Source organism: Peptostreptococcus sp. D1 (assembly GCF_900112955.1).
Classification (GTDB): Bacteria; Bacillota; Clostridia; order Peptostreptococcales; family Peptostreptococcaceae; genus Peptostreptococcus.
The window spans coordinates 40,980-62,007 of record NZ_FONP01000003.1 but is presented as its reverse complement, the minus strand read 5'-3'; the positions used below and the strand labels follow the sequence as shown (position 1 = coordinate 62,007).

The following is a 21,028-nucleotide window of genomic DNA, read 5'->3' as shown; positions in this document are numbered from 1 at the left end:
TATTTTTCAAGTATCAATTTTAATAAAATAATATTTGAAAAATAGTCAATATTGTTTAATCTAAATAATCTCTAAGCTTTTTCGATCTACTTGGGTGTCTCAATTTTCTTAGAGCCTTAGCTTCAATTTGTCTTATTCTTTCCCTAGTTACATCAAACTCTTTTCCAACCTCTTCCAATGTTCTAGCACGACCATCGTCAAGTCCAAATCTCAGCTTTAGTACTTTTTGTTCTCTTTCGTTTAATGTGTTTAGAACGTCCTCTATCTGTTCCTTTAAAAGAGAATATGCAGCAGCTTCAGCCGGTGCCGGAGCATCCTCATCTGGAATGAAATCTCCAAGGTGACTATCTTCTTCTTCACCGATCGGAGTTTCTAGTGAAACTGGATCCTGTGCTATCTTCATTATTTCTCTAACCTTTTCTACAGACATATTCATTTCCTTTGCAATTTCCTCTGGCTTTGGATCTCTTCCCAATTGCTGTAGTAGCTGTCTAGAAACTCTAATCAATTTATTAATTGTTTCTACCATATGCACGGGAATTCTTATCGTTCTGGCTTGATCTGCAATTGCTCTCGTAATCGCCTGTCTTATCCACCAAGTGGCATATGTCGAAAATTTATATCCCTTTTTATAGTCAAATTTCTCAACTGCCTTAATAAGTCCTAGATTACCTTCCTGAATTAAATCAAGAAATAGCATTCCTCTTCCAACATATCTCTTCGCTATACTAACAACTAATCTCAGGTTTGCTTCAACTAATTTATCCTTTGCATACTGATCACCGTCAGTCATACGTCTTGCATATTCTACTTCTTCATTGGCCTTCAATAGAGGTATTTTACCTATTTCCTTTAGATACATTCTGACAGGGTCATCGACATTTATCCCCTTTGGTACAGAAATATCAGCTGTATTAAAGCTTGACAAATCATCCTTCAATATATCATCCTCGTCTATCGATTTAATATCCAAATCATCTGGCTCAGTTAAATCAATATCTGATTTTATTTCTTTATCGTCAACAACCTCAATGCCCAAATTCCCCAGTGTTTCATACAGATTTTCAGTCATGTCCTTATCTAATTCATTATCTTGAAAAGCTTCCATGACATCCATAACGGTTACGGAGCCGTTCTTCTTTCCTTTTGCAAAAAGCTTCTTTTGAGCCTCTTTGTTGACTATTAATTTATTTTCCTTTGACATGGTCAACTCTCCTCTCTACAATGACTTTAATTTTTTGTTTAACTCTAAGATTGATAATGTTATTTCCATAATTTCTAAATTTACCTCATTAGCTTCTTTCGTACCTTTTTCCATGGTCTTTATTCTATCCTCCAATATTTTCTGTCTTTTTGAAAGCTGATCAATTTTTTTGTTGTATTTATGCTTTAAAAAATTGCTTATGACCTTTTCAATTTCAGAAATATTATCAAATAACTCACTATTCAAAGCTATTTCATCTAATTTTTTAAAGTAGCTAATATCGCTCTTTTCATCTATTAGCTCCTCTATACGTATGATTCCCTTATTTGATGAGTTTAAAACCAGAGAATACATCTTTTTGCTTATTTCACTTTCAAAATCATCTATTTCAATTTTTAAAGGTACAATTTCTCTCGCTCTACTATTTTGCATCATCATTTTGATAATATATCTCTCGACATTTAAAATGGCGTCATCTATTTTTCTTACAGAGCTTGTCGTCATTTTAGGTTGATTTAGCATATTATTTCTAGCACCACCAAGCGAGAAGCTATTATTTTTATTTTTTTTTGAATTAGCTTTAAATCCGGACTTATTTTCTGACTTGTATTTATTATATCTCGACTCGCCAAACGCTTCAGTCATTATAATTTCTCTATTTGTACTTGTCAGCTGTGCCAAAATATTTACATAATAATCTAATTCAATAGGGCTACTGATATTTCTTATTACTTTTACAGCCTCTTTTAAAAAGTTCATCGCTTCCTTTCTATCAGCTAGATTAAAGCCTTTTGATATCCTATCGATTTTAAATCTAGTCGCCTCAACTGAATTGTCAATGGCAGACATCATTGAAGCCATTCCATTTGATCTAATGTATTCATCTGGATCCTTGCTATCCAATAAATTTAATACCTTAACCTTAATATTTTCTCTTTCTAGGATATCAATCGCTCTCAGTGTCGCTACAGCTCCGGCATCATCAGAATCATAGGATATTACCACCTCATCAGCATACCTCTTTATGAGAACAGCCTGCTCCTTTGTCAACGATGTACCCAACGTTGCAACAGCGTTCCTAATGCCAAATTGATATAGTGAAATCAAATCCATATATCCTTCAACCAATATTACTTGCTTTGAGGTACCTATATTTTTTCTAGCCAAATTTAAACCAAATAGATTCAATCTTTTATTAAAAATATCACTCTCCGGCGAATTTAAATATTTGGGAACAGAGTCGTCCAACACTCTTCCACCAAATCCTATAATATTCGACTTATAATCAAATATTGGAAACATCACTCTATTTCTATATTTGTCGTAATATGAATTTTTGTTTGAATTGTATACTATTAGTCCACATTCAACCAAATCATCTAATGAAAATCCTTTTGAAATCATGTAGTTCATCAATGAGCTCCAAGAATTTTGTGCATATCCCAATCCAAAAATCTTGATTGTTTTTTCATCTAGCCCTCTTTTTTTGAGGTATGTTATTCCAGAATTTTCGTTTTTTTCCATCAAGCTGAAATAAAAGAATCTTGCCGCCTCGGTATTCATTTCCTGAAATTTCTTTATCTTATTTAATCTATTTTTTGTGTTTTCATCAATATCCTGATCAATAATAACACCGCACCTTTCTGCAAGAAATTTCACTGAATCGATAAAGTCAAGATTTTCTATTTTCATAATAAAGGAAATAATATCTCCACCTTCTCCACAGCCAAAGCATTTAAAAATCTGTTTGCTTGTATTCACATAAAAAGATGGAGTCTTTTCACCATGAAAAGGACAAAGTCCTTTGTAATTGGTTCCAGAAGGCTTTAGACTAATGTAGCTTGAAATAATTTCTGCAATGTCACTTCTAGATTTTACTTCTTCCACTATATCTTTAAAATCTTCCATAAAAATCCCACCTTTTTACCTTATATTACTATATTCTACATTTATTTTTAAATTCCTTTTTTTGAAAAAATCTTCATACAAATACCTGCAAATAAAATAATACGTCATTACTTGCAGGCAATACCTCAAAAGAAAACATTTTGTTAAAATTCGGCAAAGATATCATCAAAACTTTTATCAAAAATCGATGGCTTGTCAAATTTCCATGTTCCGTTATAAAGAGGCTCTCCATTCAAGTAAAAAACACCCAAGCCATGCTTTTCCCCTTGCTGGAATTCACCTTCATACCATTTGTTTTTTCCCCAGATATATCTACCCATTCCATGAATCAAGCCTTTTTTCCATTCACCATCATAAACTAATTCTCCCTTTGAATTAAAGCATGAGCCAGCTCCGTCCATATTGCTATCCTTAAATTCTCCAATATAAATATATCCATTATCCCAGGTGTATATTCCTAAGCCGTCTTTTTTTCCATTGATCCAATTTCCCAAGTACTCGTCCCCATTTGCATACTTCATCTGACCTATACCATTGCTCTTATTCGTGCTGAAACCACCTATATATTCGTTTCCATTTGAAAAAGTAAAGGTTCCCTTTCCTTCTCTCACACCATTTGAAAATTGACCGATATATTCAGTGTTTATTTTAGCATCCTCATCATCCTCACCTGGAGCAAAAATATATGAACCGATGCCTGTCATTTTTCCATCAAGTAATCTTCCAATATACATATCTCCGTTTGAAAATTTATATACTTGAACCATATCGTTATCTATGGCATCTTTTTTCTTTTCTTCCTCTGTTTCTTCCAAAATGCTCAAGACATCAGCCAGATTTTCATTTTTTATAATTTCCTCTTTTTTTAATTCTATATATTCTTCATCAGCTTTTTTGTTAGCTTCCTTTTTTATTCCGTCTGTCTTGATACCCATCATCTGTTTTTCCAATATCTTCACTTCCTCATCAGGTGCAAAAATACCCTTTTTCAGAGCATTTTTTTTCTTTGTTTTGAAAATTTTTAGGCTCTTCTTTATTTCATCAATCTCGTTTATATAATTGTTATACAGCTCAACATAATTTTTTGATAAGCTCAATATAATAACCTCCTTTCGTTTGTATCGTTCAGACTTTCCCAATATATTTATTATACAATATCTCTCGTATCATAGTAAAGTTATTTTATAATTTAGTATTGATATTACAATGCTTTTTATCCTTTTCGTGGTTGCTATCGAAATTATTTATGATTTTTGTAAAAAATACCACAAATTACTGGTCATTGCTTTTTAGTGAATCAAGCATATCTATATCGTTAATATTCGTATGCATGATTCTCATGACAATCAATGCAAAAATTATTGTAAGTATCATTGAGAATACTATATTTTTAATCGTTATTCCTTGTAAAAACATAGTATCGTTTGGAGTAAGATTTTGGATAATGTAATGATGCATTCCAGCTCCCAATACAACTCCAACAGCTATTCCCATTATAGTCAACAAAAATGTTTCCTTAAATATATACATAGAGACCTCTTTTGGATAAAACCCTAAAACCTTTATAGTAGCAAGCTCTACCTTTCTTTCACTAATATTGATATTCGTAAGATTATAAAGCACAGTGTAAGCCAGCATCAGGGAGCAAATTATCATAATAAAAACTATAAAATTAAGTCCGTCTAATGCCGAATTTATCATACCGGCGTTATCCCTGCTAGTCACTAAGTAGCTTGTACCATTTATTGCCATTATCTTCTTAGAGATATTATCGATATTTTTATCAGTAGGATTCTTCAATTTAACTAAAAATGCATTTTCTTTAAATTTTTTCCCAAATGCTTTTTCATAATATTTTTCGCTCATAAAAATATTATGTCCAGTGTACCATTCTGTATTGGTATTGAGCTTGAGGTCAATCGCTTTGTCCTCTTCTGTATAAACTGTCAATTGTTTATTTTCAACAGAGGTATTAGCTATTTTGTTTTCAAGCATCAAATTATATAGCTTTTCTGTTACAACGACGTCTAAATCGGATATTTTCAACGTTTTTTTTGTTTTTCTATCCCTCAAATTAATTAGCTTGTAAAAATCATTTTTTCCCTTTGTCACAAATATATTTGCAGTGTCCTTACTGCCATCGTTTAGCTTTATGCTTACCTTTTCTGAAAATATGGGAACTACATAGCTTACATTTTCATAATGGAGTATTTTATCCTTATATTTGTCAGAGTCTTCATTGCTCATATGATTATTATATATAGATATAATGTCGTATTTAGACAGCTGCTTGAATTGTATATCTGAAACACCTGAAATAGAATCTTTTATTCCCATTCCGATTACAAGTAAGGCTGTGCATCCACTAACACCCAAAACTGTCATCATCATTCTGATCTTATATCTAAAAATATTTCTGGCAGTTACCTTGTTATTAAAGCTCATTTTATGCCAAACGAATGTAATTCTTTCAAGCAAAATTCTAGAGCCATGCTTTGGTGCTTTTTTTCCAAGCAATTCCACTGGCTTATTATTCAATTCTCTCATAGCCACAAATATTGAAACAAATGTAGTTCCAGTGAGTGATAATAACAATGCTTCAAAGATATATCTCCAATAAACTACAATAGACGCATCCTTAAATATATAATTGTGTCCATATGATATAAATATTATTTTAGGTAATACAAATGCTCCGAAAAGCATACCAAAAAACCATCCTATTGTTCCACTGAATAATCCATAATAGACGTATTTTTTTATTATATCAATATCACTATAGCCCATTGCTTTCATCGTTCCCATAAATAGCCTCTGTTCGTCTACCATTCTTATCATAGTAGACAATGTTACGAGCAGAGCTACTGCAAAGAAAAATACAGGAAATGCATTTGACAGTGTGTCGATTTTATAGGATCCATCCCAATAGGTTGAATAGCTAACAATATAATCATCTCTACCCATTACACTATATTTGACATTTGCTATGGCTTTCAAGCTATCGTTTAAATCTTTTCTACGCCCTTGAATATATTCCCATTTTGCCTCTATAGTGTTTTTATTGTTATTAATAAATGTTTTCGTTTTAGTTATTTTATCTCTAATATCATTCAGCCTTTTTGAAAATGACTCCACTTCACTTGAATTGTTAAAAGCTTTTGATAAAAATTCATTTTCCAGCTTCTTTAATTGTTCCTGAAGTAAAGCCAAATCTCTTTTCTTTGCATCCAAAGCCATTTTTTCTTCTAAAATATTTTTCTCATTTTCAGCAAAGGTATCCAATGAATTTTTATTAAATTTCTCTAGCCTTTTGTATGCATTTTTAGATAGCTCTCTCTTCAGCTGTTTATTATTCACTTCCACAAAATTACGATATTCTTTGCTAAAATCATATTCAGATGACTTAGTTATTTTGTCGCCCTCGTAGCTAGCTATATCGTATTTAATTTTTGCCATACTGTAAAAGTCCATATCAAACTCGGAATCCTTAACATAGGAAATGAATTTCAGCTTGCCATTACCAGCTGTCGAATAGCCCAAGTTAAACGAGTCTATATATTCCATAGAATTTACAAATCCAGTGATCGTATATCGTTTACTTTTTAAGTATGTCTTATTGTACAAGCTATTTTCATCGAAAAAAATCTGCTCGCCTATTTTGTAGTCATTCTTTAGCCTACAATCCAAAAGTATTTGTCCAGCTTTTTCAGGAAATTTTCCCTCTACTAATTCAAGCTTTGAAATTTCAGCTGGAATGTTCATTACTCTAATCGCATCATTTGAATTTTTTATCATCAGGTCAGATGAATGAACCAGTTCAAGCTTTTTTATATTTGAATTACTTTTAATCGTAGATATATCAAATTGATCCAGACCGACATTTGACATCACAAAAGCATCTGCAAGGTTTGATTTGTAAATGTTATCCAGTGCCGTTTTTCTGATATCTCCACCACTGGATTTCAACCCAACAAAAACTAATACGCCCAAAAAAATCAGTACAATTATTGAAATTAATCTTTTTTTTGTATTTCTAAATTCTCTATATATATTAGTATTAACTGCCTTTTTCAAGCTTTTCACCCTTATTTCTACGACTTATCATTCCAATGAATATCAGTATTCCGACTCCAACAATAAATCCCAAAATGCTGAAATTGTTCATACCTACCATATCATGCTTGACCTTCAAGGTAGTTGGACCTAGCATAATAGCATAAATTGATCCAGCTGTTAAGCCTACAATAAAATATATCATCTTGCTTCTGTATTTTATAAATGCGCGTCTAATTATTCTAACAGATGATATCAATCCGAAAAAAACTCCAAAAATAAACACTACTAATCCACCCAAGGTCGAGAAATCACCACCTATTATACTATTTAAGCCCGATATAATAGGAACATAGACTCCGAATATCAGCAAGAGAGTTGATCCTGAAATTCCAGGCAGAACCATTGCCGAAACCGCCATTACCCCAGTAAAAAATAGATACAAATATTCAAATAAGCTCATATTTGTCATGACCACAAGTCCATTATTGGAAAATCGATCTCTCAACGCCGAAATACAAACAACCAGAAGAATACCAAATATTGAAAATAGCAAATATGAATTCTTTTTTTCTATTTTGGAAAACTCACTCCTAATTATATAGAAAATTGACGCAACAGTCAGCCCTATAAAAAGTGAACTCATAAAATATATGTTTTTCTCAAACATTTTCGTCAAAAATGAAACGGAACAAAGCATGCCAAATGCCCATCCTATCATCAATTTAATCAAAAAAGATACTGCTTTTCTAAAATTTTTCTTATCCCTTGTCGTAAGTATATTGATTGACTCCAGTAATTTTTCATAAAATCCTAATATAAATGCTATAGTCCCACCGGAAACACCTGGAACACTGTCAGCCAAAGCCATACAGAATCCGTTAAACATATTTATCAATATCAATATTTTCATCTTCCTTTCTATATAATAGCCATTTTTTAATAAAAGTAATACTATTCTATTTTTTTATGCATTAATTTTTTATGCACTAATTTTTTAAATATTACTTCAAAGCAAAGATATTTTTAATGCTCTGAGCATGGTCTTGCTTTTCGAATTTCTATAATCAAAAACAATAGTGCAATAATGCCAGAGATAATATCACTTAATGCATTTGAAGCATATACTCCATCTATTCCTAGAATATTTGGAAAAAAGCACAGCAATGGTAAAAGTATTCCACCATATCTGAGTACATATAGAATAGAAGTCATATTAACTCTTGATATAGACTGGAAATATGTTGTTGAGATCGAGTGTAATCCTATCATAGGAAGTCCCAAAAGGAAAATCTTTATATTGTGGCTTGTCAATTTTATCAATTCCTTATCAGACGTAAACATACTCACCAGCAAATTGGGAAATAATTCGATAAATGTCAGAAAAATGACAGAAAATATAGTTATTGTAATTGCTGCTACTTTAACCGCTTCAATACTCCTATCTATTTGCTTTGCTCCTAGGTTATATCCAATTATCGGTTGAGCACCTTGGCTAATACCATAAAATATCATTGTAAACAGCATACTTATTGATGACATTATGGTAATTGATGCCATATTATAATCTCCACCGAAGCTTATTATAAATCTATTCAGAATTACTCCCAAAACAACCCCAGAAATATTCATATAAAAGCTTGGTGCTCCATTGGATACTATCTTTCTAATACTATCCTTGCTAATCCTTGATGCCCCAAGCTTTAGTCTAATTGGAGCCGATTCATTCTTTATGAAGAAATTAATCACGTACAGTGTAACAAGTGATTGAGATATCACAGTTGCAAAAGCTGCTCCCTTTACTCCCCAGCCAAATACGAAAATAAAAATTGCATCTAATACTATATTGATAACAGAGCTTATAGTTACATATTTCATCGAATATTTGGAAAATCCAGTACTTCTAACTGAATTATTTAAGCAATATCCCGTTAACCCTGTAACTCCTCCCAGAAGAATTATTACTATATACTCTCTAGCCATTCTATCCACTGATTGTGATACTCCCATCAGCCTAAATATAGGGTCTATAAAAAGTATCCCCAGTACAGTTATAGCTAGCTCGGCAACAACAATAAAAATCAATGAATTATACAGTATACTTTCAGCTGACTCAATATCCTTTTCTCCATATCTAATGGATATCAATGTTGATCCGCCAATACCGATCAAAAGAACAAATGCCATTTGAACATATTGAAATGGCATTGTTATACCAACAGCAGTAAGTGCCAATGGTTCTATTCTTCCAACAAAAATCCTATCTACAATATTATATATTGCAGCAACCACCATACTCATTATAGCTGGTCCACTTTGCATAAATATAAGCTTCGTTATTTTTTCACTACCCAAATCAGTATTCAAATTTACCTCCATCAACAATAGACATATAAATATGAAATTGTTGTGTTATCATCTTTATTAATTTTCAAATCTTAGCTATTTATCCAAGCATAATGCAAAGCTTAATACAAAAACTCTATATTTATCTTAAAGCTCTATCATTAGACTTCTTTTTATTGTCATTTTTTATTGTGAAAGTAATTTCTGTACCTTCATTTTTTTTACTTTTTATCTGCATTACACCACCATGCAGCTTGATAATTTCCTCGCTAATAGCCAAGCCAAGACCGCTTCCTGCCTTGTGGAAATTTTCCTGGAAAAACTTCTGAGACACTTTATTGAGGTTTTGCTCTTCTATACCTTCTCCAGTATCACGAACCACTATCTTTGTCATATCAAAATCCTGATCGACTGATACAACAATTATCCCCTCACTTGGAGTAAATTTGATTGAATTTTGTATCAGATTTATCAATACCTGCCTCAATCTATTTTTATCAGCATAAATCAGCTTCATATTCTGATTGATAAATTCAAAGCTCAATCTCAAATTTTTATCTACTGCCATTGCCCTAAGCTGATTGATTACACTTACAACCAAATTTTCGATATTTACTTCTTCAATTTGCAGCTTGATTCGATCCGATGACAGCCTCGAAAAATCCAATAACTCTTCTACCAGCTTAATCAATCTATGGGTTTCATCTTGAATTATATTTAAACCCATGCTTAATTCTTCCTTGTTGATATTATCCAGCTTTAAGGTCTCACTCCATCCATTAATGGAGGTCAGCGGAGTTCTAAGCTCGTGAGAAATTGATGAGATAAACTCGTCTTTAAGCTTGTCACTCTTTTGGATTTCACTAGCCATATTTTCAAAGGTTCTTGCAAGATCACCTATTTCGTCATCAGAAATTCTCTCTTTATTCATCTTTATGTTGTAATTGCCCTTTGCTAGCATATTTGAAAATATTTTTAGCTCAGTAAGCGGTTCTATGATACTCTCTGCAAATTTAAGACTCAATCCAATACTAAATAAAAGCACCAAAATACCTATGAAAACTAAATATACTATTATTTTTATTATTTCTAAATCGATGTATTTCAAAGATATACTGTATCTGATTGCACCTTCAACCAATCCACTCACCTTGATAGGAACAGATACGCTCATGACCTTTTCACCAGTAATATTTTCTCTGTATGTGTATGGCGCAACTGGATCAATATTTTGCATAGCTTTTTTTACATCTATATAATTTGCAAATTTATATGTCTTAAATCCATATTGATCTACTATCACTCTGCCATTTTTGTCTACTATATTTATAGCTATTTTACTATCAGAGCTATGTAGTCTGCTGTCGACTGTTTTAGTCGCCTTGTCGATAAAGCTTGAATTATCGACATTTAGAGATGTATTTATTGAATTTGCATTCGAAACCTGTGTCATCAATACTTGCCTAACAGAGTTATAGTAATATCTACTTGCAAAAAAAGTAATTATTAATTCAAATGACAAAACAACCATTATAATTATTATTATGAAGTTTTTTAATACTTTTTTTCGTAAGCCTCCAAAATGTATTGGCATTATTCCCCTCTCCTAAATGAATATCCATACCCCCAAATAGTTTGAATATACTTTGGCTTTGATGGATCATCTTCTATTTTATTTCTAATTCTTCTGATATTGACATCAACAATCTTGTAGTCATAAAGCACGACAGACCCCCATACCTCTTCCAATATCTGATCTCTGCTCAGGCTTTGACTGTCATTTATCATCAAATATTTGACAATAGAGAATTCTGTAGGTGTTAGATCCACTTCTATACCATTTTTGTACAGCTTTCTCTTATTTTGATCCAGTAAAAAGGGCGGTGTATCTATCATATTGTTCTTCTTTGAGTCATTATTTTTTTGAACTCTTCTGATAAGTGCTGCAACTCTAACTAATAGCTCTTTAATACTAAATGGCTTTATAATATAGTCATCTGCTCCAGAAACAAACCCTTCAATTTTGTCCTCTTCCTGAGATTTCGCAGTCAACATAATAACACCTATATTGTCATAGTTTTCTCTTATGTATTTACAAACATCAATACCACTCATATCTGGCAACATTATATCCAAAAGTGCCACAGATATATTTTTCTCAGAGTTTAATTTTTCTATAGCTTCAGATCCAGTTCCAGCCTCAATCACTTCGTAGCCTTCTCTTTTCAAATTGATACTGACAAAGCTCCTAATACCAATTTCATCCTCCAACACTAAAATCTTTTCCATGCTTCCTCCTGTTTTGAACTCAATTAACTATTTATTAATCTGGTAAAATCTATTTTTTATATCCTCAATACTAATACCATATTTATTTAAATTGTTTTCGTTTATACTAGATATATAGTATATATAATTATCTAACTCACAAAGCACATTGCTTTTTCTATAAATTTTATTTTTGTCATACCCTTCTTGTTCTTTAAGATCTATATCAATATTAAATAATTTTTGATTATTTTGATTATTATCATATTCGTCTTTTATATAAAATTGGAATGTGCTTTTATTTTCTTCATAATTTTGTCTAATAAAAAATTTATTTCGGAATTTATCTGGTATTATAATTTTGAAATTGTAATCATAACAGTAAAAAATCTGTTCAACTAAATTTATACTTGACTCGCTTCCAATTTTACCATTCCATTTGTACCATGATATTACCCTTGCCTCATTAGTAGTGTTATTGCTGTACTTAAACTCCATCTTTGGTATTTCAAAAATCCCGTCATTATCAATATCTGCTACTCTCAATGCAATTGGATTTTTTATTTTTTCATCGTTTTCATCTATTACCTTTTCGAATTTTCCATCTCTATAGACAATTATTTGGTTCACAGATGAGCCAGCAATATTTTGGTATACGATAACGCTCCCCTTCGAATCCTTTGAAACAAATCCATCCAATATATTTACCTTTTCCATATTGTCAATGTTTTGGTTATCAGATCCCTTCAAAAAGTATATCTTGCCATTTGAATATTTCATCTCAGAAATTTTAACAGTGTAGTTTGATAAATCCTGCACTAAAGCAAGACATTCTTTTTTTCCATCACTATTATAATCAAAATAATTCAATCTTATGGACTCTTTTGACGATGAGTATTCCGCTATTTTTTTTATTATATTGTCGTTATATTGGAAAATATATATACTCTCAAGCCCTTTATTTACAACCTGCACTACGATTTCATTTTTATTATCACCATTTATATCTACGAAATTTGCATACTTTATGCTATCACCTGACAGCCTTACAATTTGCTCAGTATCATCCTTGATTGTGCCATCTTCAATTTGAAATATATACATATAAATACTATTGATATTGTGATTATCATTTTCTTTTTTCTTAAAGACAACCAGCTCTTTATTTTCGTTATTGTCAAGATTGACAGTATTTATTTTTCCGATATCATTTACATTCTTGGGTAGAATAAAGCTTGTATCGGCTGGAGTTAATTTTTTTACATCAAGATACAAATTTCTACTACTTTCATCATAAATAGGCATTTCTAACAGTTTCTCTGGAGATCTCAGAGATTCAAGCTTACAGCCAGAAATATTAAAAGCTATCAATATAAGAATTGCCATAAATGAAAATATCTTTGTTTTTTTCAAAGCTCTACCTCCTATTCGCTTTTCTTTGGTGGCTTTGGACCTGGATACTGATAATAATATGTTTTAAGCATACCATTGTACAGCTTTCTCTTTTTAGAAGAATCCATACCAAACTCGTACTCAAAATTCTCGAAAGAAGTTATTACATAGTATGACCAATTTTTCAAATTCCTAAAGGTATATCCCATAGCTTTGTATAACATCTTTACCGACTCTTTGTCCTCCAATCTTTCTCCATATGGTGGATTCGTTATTATAAATCCATATTCCTCGTCGCTTTTAAAAGCTGTAGCATCTGCAGCATCAAACTTTATATAGCTTTCAACACCAGCCAATTCGGCATTTGCTTTTGCAATTTTTATGCTTTCCGGATCTATATCATAGCCATAAATCACAAAGTCTTCATTGTCGTTCATCTGATCAAAAGCATCTCTTCTCACATCCCACCATATCTTTTTATCTATTGTTCTCCATTTTTCAGAAATAAACTCCCTGTTCAATCCAGGTGCCATGTTTATTCCGATCATGGCTGCTTCAATCAGAATAGTCCCTGAGCCACATAACGGATCGACAAGTGTTCTCCCAGGCTTCCAGGGTGTTAAATAGACCAAGCCAGCAGCCAGGGTTTCTCTTATTGGAGCCTTATTCGCAGCTTCTCTATATCCTCTTTTATGCAAGGCTACTCCACTGGTGTCAATCGATAAAACAACCTTATCCTTATGTATGAATACGAATATTGGATATTTTTCCTTGTCCTCTTTTAAAATTCCTGTTTCCAGATATTTTTCCTTCAAGGAATCAACTACTGCTTTCTTTACTATCGACTGAATGTCTGTAGTAGAAAATAACTTAGATTTGATAGACGACGCCTTTGAAACCGGAAACTGTGAGCCATATGGAATAAATCTTGACCAGTCTATTCTTCTAGTTTTATCGTAAAGCTCCTCAAAGCTTTTGGCTGTAAACTCTGCTACTTTTAGATTAACTCTTTCAGCACATCTCAACCAAATATTTGCCTTTGCAATTCCATATTCGTCTGTCTTATAGGTTATTCTCCCATCTTCAGTTTTTTCTATTTCAAACCCAAGAGCTTTAATTTCATTAGCTAACATTTTTTCCATTCCAAAAAAACACGGCGATATTAGCGTATATTTTTTATTCACTAGCGTTCCTCCATTTTATATAACTACTTTGTAGCTATTTCAATTATTTTTGCTTTCAATTCGTTTTCTAAATTTCTAATTTCTTTTTCCGCTTCTGCCCTCTTCGTTCTTCCATCCTCTTGAATTTTCATAACTTCATCAAGACTTGAAATTAATGCTTCATTTGTCTTTTTTAAGGTGTCAATATCCACAATGCCTCTTTCTGACTCTCTTGCCGCCTCTACAGTAGCCATTTTCAAGGCTTCAGCATTTTTATTCAAAAGTGCATTAGTTGTATCAGAAATTTGCTTTTGAATTTTCACAGCCTCTTGGGCATTTGCAACTCCTAGAGATATCACCATTTGATTTTTCCACAAAGGTATTGTATTTACAATTGTAGATTGGATTTTTTCAACCATTTCCATATTTACGTTTTGTACCATCCTAATCTGTGGAGCAGTTTGCAAAGAAATTGTTCTCGACAAATCCAGATCATGAAGCTTTTTTTCAAATCTAACAACTTGAGAATTTAATTCATCTAACTTTTGAATGTCTTCATCTCTTCTATTTGCTGTCACTATAGCATTCAACTCCGGAAGAGTTTTTGTATTTATTTCCTCCAATTTTTTCTTTCCAGCAGCTATATACATGGAAACTTCCTTAAAGTAGTTCTTGTTCAGATCGTACATCTGATCAAGCATCGCAACATCTTTCATCAAAGTTATCTGTTGCTTTTCAAGAGTTTTTACGATTTCATCGACATTTGCTTCTGCCTCTGTGTATCTCGCCTGAATCATATCCTTTTTCTTTGCTGCTTTTTTGAAAAAAGAAAAAATACCAGAATCCTTCTTGTCTGAATCCAAATCAAAGCTTTTCAGCTCTACAACTAAATTGGAAATCATATCTCCAACCTCACCTAGGTCTTTTGTTCTTATAACACTCAAAGTTTGATCGGAAAAATCCGACATCTTCTTTTGTACACCTGCGCCATACTCAAGAACCAATTGTGAATTTGAAATATCGATTTTTTCGGAAAAATCCTGCACAATCTGTTTCTCTTCCTCAGTAAAATTCGACATATCAAGCTCGTTAAAATCAGCCAAGCTTTTTATATTTAACTCACTGCTATTTTCATTTTTTATTTCTTTTTCGACCAAACCATCAAGGGTCAATTTTATTTCTTCACTCATATTCTCATTTAGGAGCTTTGCTCCTTCCTCCATTCTAACATAGTATTATTTTTTTAATCCGTCTTGTGACAGCATAGTATTCAATACTGAAATATCAGCGTTTATGTCCATTTTTTTTACTGAAAGCAGCTGATCAAGCAACCTGTCAAAGGCTTCAGAAATTGTGACTAGCGTGCTTGAAATTTGATCTTTAGTTGTATTAGACGAGACAATTCTTTCTGAATTATTCTCCATCTCAGAAAAAGCTTTTACAAGCTTGACAGTAGTTGGTAAATAATATGTTGAATATCGATTTAGCAACACCAGCTGCTCAGGATACTTCTTCACAACCTCAACTATTTGCTTTGAAGATTCAAGTATTCTGTCTATTTCATTTACAACATCTCTGTCCGTAATAGTCTTGCTAAGATAATTGAGCTCGTCGTTTTTTTCATTCGTTTCATTTATAAAGATTTTAAGCTCATCATTTTTCTCAATTTCAAGCCTTTCTTTTTCAATCTTCTGTCTATTTTTATATGCCTCATAATAATATTGATAGCACTGATTATTCACAATAAACAAGGAATCATTTTCTACCAAATGACCTTGATTGAAATAATTATTTTTTATCATTGTCTTTAAGTCCTTGACAACCTTATTCTTATCAATGTTTAAGGTTTTCGAAATCCTATCGATATCATCAAATTCTCTATTGCTGAAATAAGAAATATACTTCCTAAATCGTGTAATAGTTCTTGCTCTAATGCTAGAAAATACTCCAAATCCAAATGAAGCTATTGCAATTGAAAAAAGCAATGCAGCCAATCCAGAAATCCCTAATAAAGCAAAAATACATCCAGAAATCAAAATAGTACTGGCAATTGTATAAAAGCCTATTTGAGCAATAACCATAGGAATATATCCCTGAGGCTTATTAGAATATCTTTCAATATCAAATCCTTGCTCTATCCTTTCTCCAACATGCCTATTATCATCTCTATTATTAATATAGTCAGAAAAAGTAGATGTTATCATGGTGGCGACGTTAAACACATTTGATTTTTTCACTTCTCTATAGGCTAAATCAACACCTGACCTCATCAATTCATTGATTTCACCAAAATCTATATTTGAAAAAATTTCATCAATTGATTTTTGTCTCATCTGTTTATAGTACTCTCTCTTGTAATTATTATCGTTATTTACTTTAAAATCATCATACTTTCTGTAATAATTATCATTATATCGGCTATCATTATGTTTATTATCATTTCTATAAAATTTATCGTTCATAAGCAACACTCCTCTATGTTAATTATAACATAAAAATAAGAGGTATTGACTTAAAATCATATTTTTATCATTGTAAAAATCAGATAATTTTACTAATTTATCTCAATATTTTACCATAAATATGATTTTTGAAAATACCTCTAAAAATATCCATATAATCGATTTTCTTTAAAAATTATATTTCAACTTCACTTTCATTAACTAAAAGTCCTTCCTTGATATATATTATTTTATCTGCCATTTCTTTTGAAAATGCGACATCATGTGAAATTATTAATATTGCCATGCCTCTTTCTTTAAATCTAGTTATTATCTCTTGGACTTTTTGTATATTTTCTTTATCCAATGCAGATGTCGGCTCATCGAAGCAAAGTATTTTTGGCATCAAGGCACAGCTTCTGGCAATAGCAACTCTTTGCTGTTGACCACCAGACAATTCAAATGGATAGCTGTCCCTTTTATCACTCAAATCTACCATTTCCAGCAGCTCGATAGCTATTTTTTCCGCCTCCTGTCTTGATTTCCCAAGAACCCTCATAGGAGCTTCAATAATATTTTCCAATACCGAAAAATGAGGGAATAAATTGAAATTTTGAAATACCATTCCTATTTGTCCTCTTATTTTCCTTCTATCATTCGAGTCCTTTATTTTTATACCAGCTACAATTATTTCTCCACTATCGAAAGTTTCTAATCCATTAATACATCTTATCAACGTAGTTTTTCCAGCACCAGATTTGCCTAGCACAACACCGATTTCGCCTGATTCTATTTCAAAAGAAATTCCCTTTAAAACCTCGACGTTATTAAAACTTTTCTTTAAATCAACTACCTTTAACATCAATACACCTCACTACTAGATTTTTCAATCTATTCAATAAATATATTTACCTGCAATACAACAGTTTACCTGTAATATGAGAATTTTTTCTCGACGATTGCCAACACTTGTGTCAACACTCCAGTCATCACCAAATAAATAGCACCCGCTACCACAAATGGCATCAATGAAGCCTCTCTATTACTAGCTGCAGTCGCCACTCTCAACAAGTCGTTAACAGCCAATATATAAACCAATGAAGTGTCTTTTACAAGAGTTATCAGTTCATTTCCGACAGGTGGAATAACAATTTTTAAAACCTGTGGAAAAATTATTCTCTTGTACATTGTAATCTTATCCAAGCCAAGAACCATAGCTGCTTCAAATTGACCTCTATTGATCGATTGAAGACCCGCTCTAAATATCTCGGCATAATACGCTGCATAATTGATAGAAAATGCAAAAATTGCAACAGTCATTTTATCAAACACTAGATTGGGATTTATGGCTGGAAGTCCATAGTAAAAAAACACAAGCTGTAATAATAGTGGACTCCCCCTCATTATCCATATGTATGCGCCTGTTACAGCACTTCCTATTTTATTTTTTGATACCCTTACCATCGCTACTGCAATACCAAGTGGAATCGAAAATATTGTTGTCAGGAAAAATAATTCCAAAACAATCTTTACACCTTCTAACATTACACAACCTCCAAATTATTATTTAAACCATTTTGATCTTATCTTGTCAAAAGTTCCGTCAGCTTTCATTTCATCTAAAGCTTTATCAACCTTTTCTCTAAGCTCGTTGTCATCTTTTCTGAAGCCGACACCATATTGTTCACTTCCAAGATCACCTTCTAATACTGTATACTTATCTTCGCCTCTCTGCTTGATATAATATTTTAACAACACTTCATCACCAACTATGGCTTTAACTCTACCTACCTCCAAATCTCTTAGAGCCTTGTCATATGTATCATAAGTTGAAGCTTGCTTGCCCTTAATCATATTCTGAAATTCTTTGTTTGATTCTATAGCATCCAATCCAGTAGAGCCTGCCTGAGTACCAACTGGCTGATCCTTCAAATCAGATATTTTTTTGAATGAATCAGTAGACATAGTAACCACTATTTGTCTATTATCGAAATATGGCTTTGAATATGCAACCTTTTCTTTTCTTTGTTCTGTTATACTATATCCATTCCACAAACAGTCGACATTTTTATTATTTAAAGTTTGTTCCTTCATTGACCACTCGATATTTTCAAATTTTGGAGTGTATCCGGCTCTTTTAAAAGCCTCTTTTGCCAAATCAATATCAAAGCCTACCAATTCATTATTTTCATCCAAAAATCCCATAGGAACGAATGTGTTATCCAATCCGACAATTACTGTATTATCAGTTTTTTCGGTAGTTTTTGCTTCTTCCTTCTTTGAACAAGCTCCTAAACCTGAAATTAATACTAAACCTAAAGCTACTAATGATAGTTTTTTTATAATGCCTTTTTTCATTTTCTTTTCCTCCAATTTAATACAATTTAATAAAATAAAAAAACTCCCATCCTCTGACTTATGCCAGAGGACGAGAGTAAAAATTCTACTTCGTGTTCCCACCTCTATTTGTCATCACCTCACAGCGATAACCTCATTAGGTACTAACATACCTTAACACTGTAACGGGCGTCCCCGTGATAGCCTACTACTAATTCGGTACCAAACTCAAAGATGTGTTCATCATGATTCATATTGCGCTTCTCACCAGCCAGCAGCTCTCTGATTAACTCCACATGACTACTATTTCTTATCAATGCTTTTATATTGTTTATTGTTTGAATCTATATTAATACAATTCAAACATAATGTCAATACTTTTTTTATTTTTTATTATTACCTCTCTTTTTAAATCATTGTAACTTATATTTATAGTTATTATAAGTTCAATTCATTTAGAAAAGTATATTCTTGTTTTTCATCCCTAATATGCTTCAGAAAATTTATACTTTTTTATTTTTTCGACCATGGAACATTCTCAACATCTCCAAATCTCAAATCCTTAAATCTATTAGTGTACTCGCCTTTGTAATTTATTATATACAAAATCACAAGCTCAATATAGCTAATTCCACACAAAATAATGTTCCACATCTCTTCAAAATCTAAGTGTATATTATGATTTTTTTTACTTGGATGAACCACAATATTTCTATACTGAGTAATAAGGTCGACAGAGTCCATTTTTATCTTGCTGTTGTAATTTCTACCACTTACTGCGAAGGGTATATCGTGATCTATAAAGCAGAATTTCAACAAATCTCTAATGTTTTGATTTGCTGCCCTGTTATCGTATTCTTCTCTTGAAAACACTCGCTCCAACTCTACAAGCACCACATATGACAACATCTCTAGTGCAGTTTGAATCGATATTATATTGTTGCCCATATTAATTCCATTTAAGGATTCGACATACCAATCCAAAATACTAGAAAAAGCATCAAAATAATAGGTTTCTTCAAGCTTTTTTGTCATAAGCGACAAATATTTTTCAAAATTATAGTAATTGGAAATAGTTGAAGTCCAATTAAACACAAATTGATAATTATTTGAATACATCTTATGCCATGACCTGTATACTTCCTTTGAATTACTATACCCAAAGCAATTTGGAATGGCAATAAATCTACCACAGGAAAAGCTGAGAGCAATTGATAGCTGCGTAATCAGCTTGTATATATTTCTGGTGTTAAACACCGTACCATCATATTTCTCTATTTTACCAGTATGAGTAATCACACTTCCATTACGATTTACTAATCTATTGTGAAAATCTTTGTTATAATTATAGCTTTTATCTATGGTTATTTTGTAATCATTAACTCTAAATTCAAGCCTCCCTGCATAAACCAAATCATCATAATTTACTAATTTGCCTGGAATTTTGTCCATATTCAATATATCAAATTGAATATATTGCACACTGTTATCCTTTGATTTTATAACATTATCATTTACGTATCCGATAATTTCGCCATTATTTATACTTTCTATTTCAATACTCATCAGCTTATAACCTGAAATCTCAAGAGTAGCTTCCTTTGAAAAATTAATCAGATCAATTTCTGACAAAGCTTCAAATTTGTATATTTTTGCTGAAAAATTAATTGAAACAGGCTCTGAAAGCTTATAGTATAGGATTCCATCACACCTCAATTGAATATCTGAGTATATATGAAACTTTCCAGAATATATAATGAGATCCTCGCCTATTTCATTCGTACAATATCTTGATCTTACTGCCTCTCCTATAACGAACACTCTCCTTTAAAAAAACATAAACCAATCAGAGCTTTGATTGGTTTATGCAAAATACTAATCGAAAAACAAATTTTCTCTGCATTCCTAATTAATAT

General features: G+C 32.0%; 16 protein-coding genes and 1 other annotated feature. All 16 genes read right to left on the bottom strand.

What is annotated here, in order from left to right; all coding sequences use genetic code 11:
- Positions 1-55 precede the first annotated feature (55 nt).
- A complete protein-coding gene (gene rpoD, locus BM120_RS04020; protein WP_091993479.1) occupies positions 56-1,204 on the bottom strand; it encodes an RNA polymerase sigma factor RpoD in 1,149 nt (382 codons plus the stop codon).
- Positions 1,205-1,219: 15 nt separating this feature from the next.
- Positions 1,220-3,112, bottom strand: a complete 1,893-nt coding sequence (gene dnaG, locus BM120_RS04015) for a DNA primase (RefSeq protein ID WP_091993477.1) — start codon at positions 3,110-3,112, stop codon at positions 1,220-1,222.
- Between the two features lie 143 nt (positions 3,113-3,255).
- On the bottom strand, positions 3,256-4,209 hold the full coding sequence (locus tag BM120_RS04010; protein WP_091993476.1) for an MORN repeat-containing protein: 954 nt from the start codon (positions 4,207-4,209) through the stop codon (positions 3,256-3,258).
- Between the two features lie 175 nt (positions 4,210-4,384).
- Entirely contained in the window at positions 4,385-7,186 is a 2,802-nt protein-coding gene (locus BM120_RS04005) for an ABC transporter permease (RefSeq protein WP_091993474.1), read from the bottom strand.
- Entirely contained in the window at positions 7,170-8,078 is a 909-nt protein-coding gene (locus tag BM120_RS04000) for a DUF368 domain-containing protein (RefSeq protein ID WP_242941556.1), read from the bottom strand. The genes BM120_RS04005 and BM120_RS04000 overlap by 17 nt, the downstream gene beginning before the upstream one ends.
- Before the next feature lie 113 nt (positions 8,079-8,191).
- Positions 8,192-9,532 (bottom strand): MATE family efflux transporter, encoded by a 1,341-nt coding sequence (locus BM120_RS03995; protein WP_091993473.1) that lies wholly within the window; start codon positions 9,530-9,532, stop codon positions 8,192-8,194.
- A 121-nt stretch (positions 9,533-9,653) separates the two neighbouring features.
- The gene (locus tag BM120_RS03990) at positions 9,654-11,105 is read right to left on the bottom strand and encodes a sensor histidine kinase (protein ID WP_091993471.1); all 1,452 of its coding nucleotides are present in this window, start codon (positions 11,103-11,105) and stop codon (positions 9,654-9,656) included.
- Entirely contained in the window at positions 11,105-11,800 is a 696-nt protein-coding gene (walR, locus tag BM120_RS03985) for a cell wall metabolism DNA-binding response regulator WalR (protein WP_091993470.1), read from the bottom strand. Before walR ends, BM120_RS03990 begins: the two co-directional genes overlap by 1 nt.
- A 27-nt stretch (positions 11,801-11,827) precedes the next feature.
- Complete coding sequence (locus BM120_RS03980; RefSeq protein ID WP_091993468.1) at positions 11,828-13,192, bottom strand: hypothetical protein; 1,365 nt, start codon at positions 13,190-13,192, stop codon at positions 11,828-11,830.
- An 11-nt stretch (positions 13,193-13,203) separates the two neighbouring features.
- Entirely contained in the window at positions 13,204-14,355 is a 1,152-nt protein-coding gene (locus tag BM120_RS03975; RefSeq protein WP_330389348.1) for a THUMP domain-containing class I SAM-dependent RNA methyltransferase, read from the bottom strand.
- Positions 14,356-14,378: 23 nt separating this feature from the next.
- The gene (locus tag BM120_RS03970) at positions 14,379-15,524 is read right to left on the bottom strand and encodes a toxic anion resistance protein (RefSeq protein WP_091993467.1); all 1,146 of its coding nucleotides are present in this window, start codon (positions 15,522-15,524) and stop codon (positions 14,379-14,381) included.
- Positions 15,525-15,569: 45 nt separating this feature from the next.
- Positions 15,570-16,796, bottom strand: coding sequence for a 5-bromo-4-chloroindolyl phosphate hydrolysis family protein (locus BM120_RS03965; protein ID WP_091993465.1), 1,227 nt, complete (start codon positions 16,794-16,796; stop codon positions 15,570-15,572).
- A gap of 175 nt (positions 16,797-16,971) precedes the next feature.
- A complete protein-coding gene (locus tag BM120_RS03960) occupies positions 16,972-17,637 on the bottom strand; it encodes an amino acid ABC transporter ATP-binding protein (RefSeq protein ID WP_091993464.1) in 666 nt (221 codons plus the stop codon).
- A 65-nt stretch (positions 17,638-17,702) separates the two neighbouring features.
- Positions 17,703-18,320, bottom strand: a complete 618-nt coding sequence (locus tag BM120_RS03955) for an amino acid ABC transporter permease (RefSeq protein WP_091993462.1) — start codon at positions 18,318-18,320, stop codon at positions 17,703-17,705.
- 18 nt (positions 18,321-18,338) lie between these two features.
- Entirely contained in the window at positions 18,339-19,133 is a 795-nt protein-coding gene (locus BM120_RS03950; RefSeq protein ID WP_091993460.1) for an amino acid ABC transporter substrate-binding protein, read from the bottom strand.
- A gap of 63 nt (positions 19,134-19,196) precedes the next feature.
- Positions 19,197-19,438 (bottom strand) — a binding site (T-box leader).
- A 187-nt stretch (positions 19,439-19,625) separates the two neighbouring features.
- Complete coding sequence (locus tag BM120_RS03945) at positions 19,626-20,933, bottom strand: YopA family protein (RefSeq protein WP_091993458.1); 1,308 nt, start codon at positions 20,931-20,933, stop codon at positions 19,626-19,628.
- Positions 20,934-21,028 lie beyond the last annotated feature (95 nt).

Excerpts from the sequence above, each read along its gene's own strand:
- BM120_RS03990 (WP_091993471.1), bottom strand. The coding sequence starts at position 11,105 with ATGCCAATACATTTTGGAGGCTTACGAAAAAAAGTATTAAAAAACTTC.
- BM120_RS03970 (WP_091993467.1), bottom strand. The coding sequence starts at position 15,524 with ATGAGTGAAGAAATAAAATTGACCCTTGATGGTTTGGTCGAAAAAGAA.
- BM120_RS03955 (WP_091993462.1), bottom strand. The coding sequence starts at position 18,320 with ATGTTAGAAGGTGTAAAGATTGTTTTGGAATTATTTTTCCTGACAACA.
- BM120_RS03960 (WP_091993464.1), bottom strand. The coding sequence starts at position 17,637 with ATGTTAAAGGTAGTTGATTTAAAGAAAAGTTTTAATAACGTCGAGGTT.
- walR (WP_091993470.1), bottom strand. The coding sequence starts at position 11,800 with ATGGAAAAGATTTTAGTGTTGGAGGATGAAATTGGTATTAGGAGCTTT.
- dnaG (WP_091993477.1), bottom strand. The coding sequence starts at position 3,112 with ATGGAAGATTTTAAAGATATAGTGGAAGAAGTAAAATCTAGAAGTGAC.
- BM120_RS03950 (WP_091993460.1), bottom strand. The coding sequence starts at position 19,133 with ATGAAAAAAGGCATTATAAAAAAACTATCATTAGTAGCTTTAGGTTTA.
- BM120_RS04000 (WP_242941556.1), bottom strand. The coding sequence starts at position 8,078 with ATGAAAATATTGATATTGATAAATATGTTTAACGGATTCTGTATGGCT.
- rpoD (WP_091993479.1), bottom strand. The coding sequence starts at position 1,204 with ATGTCAAAGGAAAATAAATTAATAGTCAACAAAGAGGCTCAAAAGAAG.
- BM120_RS03965 (WP_091993465.1), bottom strand. The coding sequence starts at position 16,796 with ATGAACGATAAATTTTATAGAAATGATAATAAACATAATGATAGCCGA.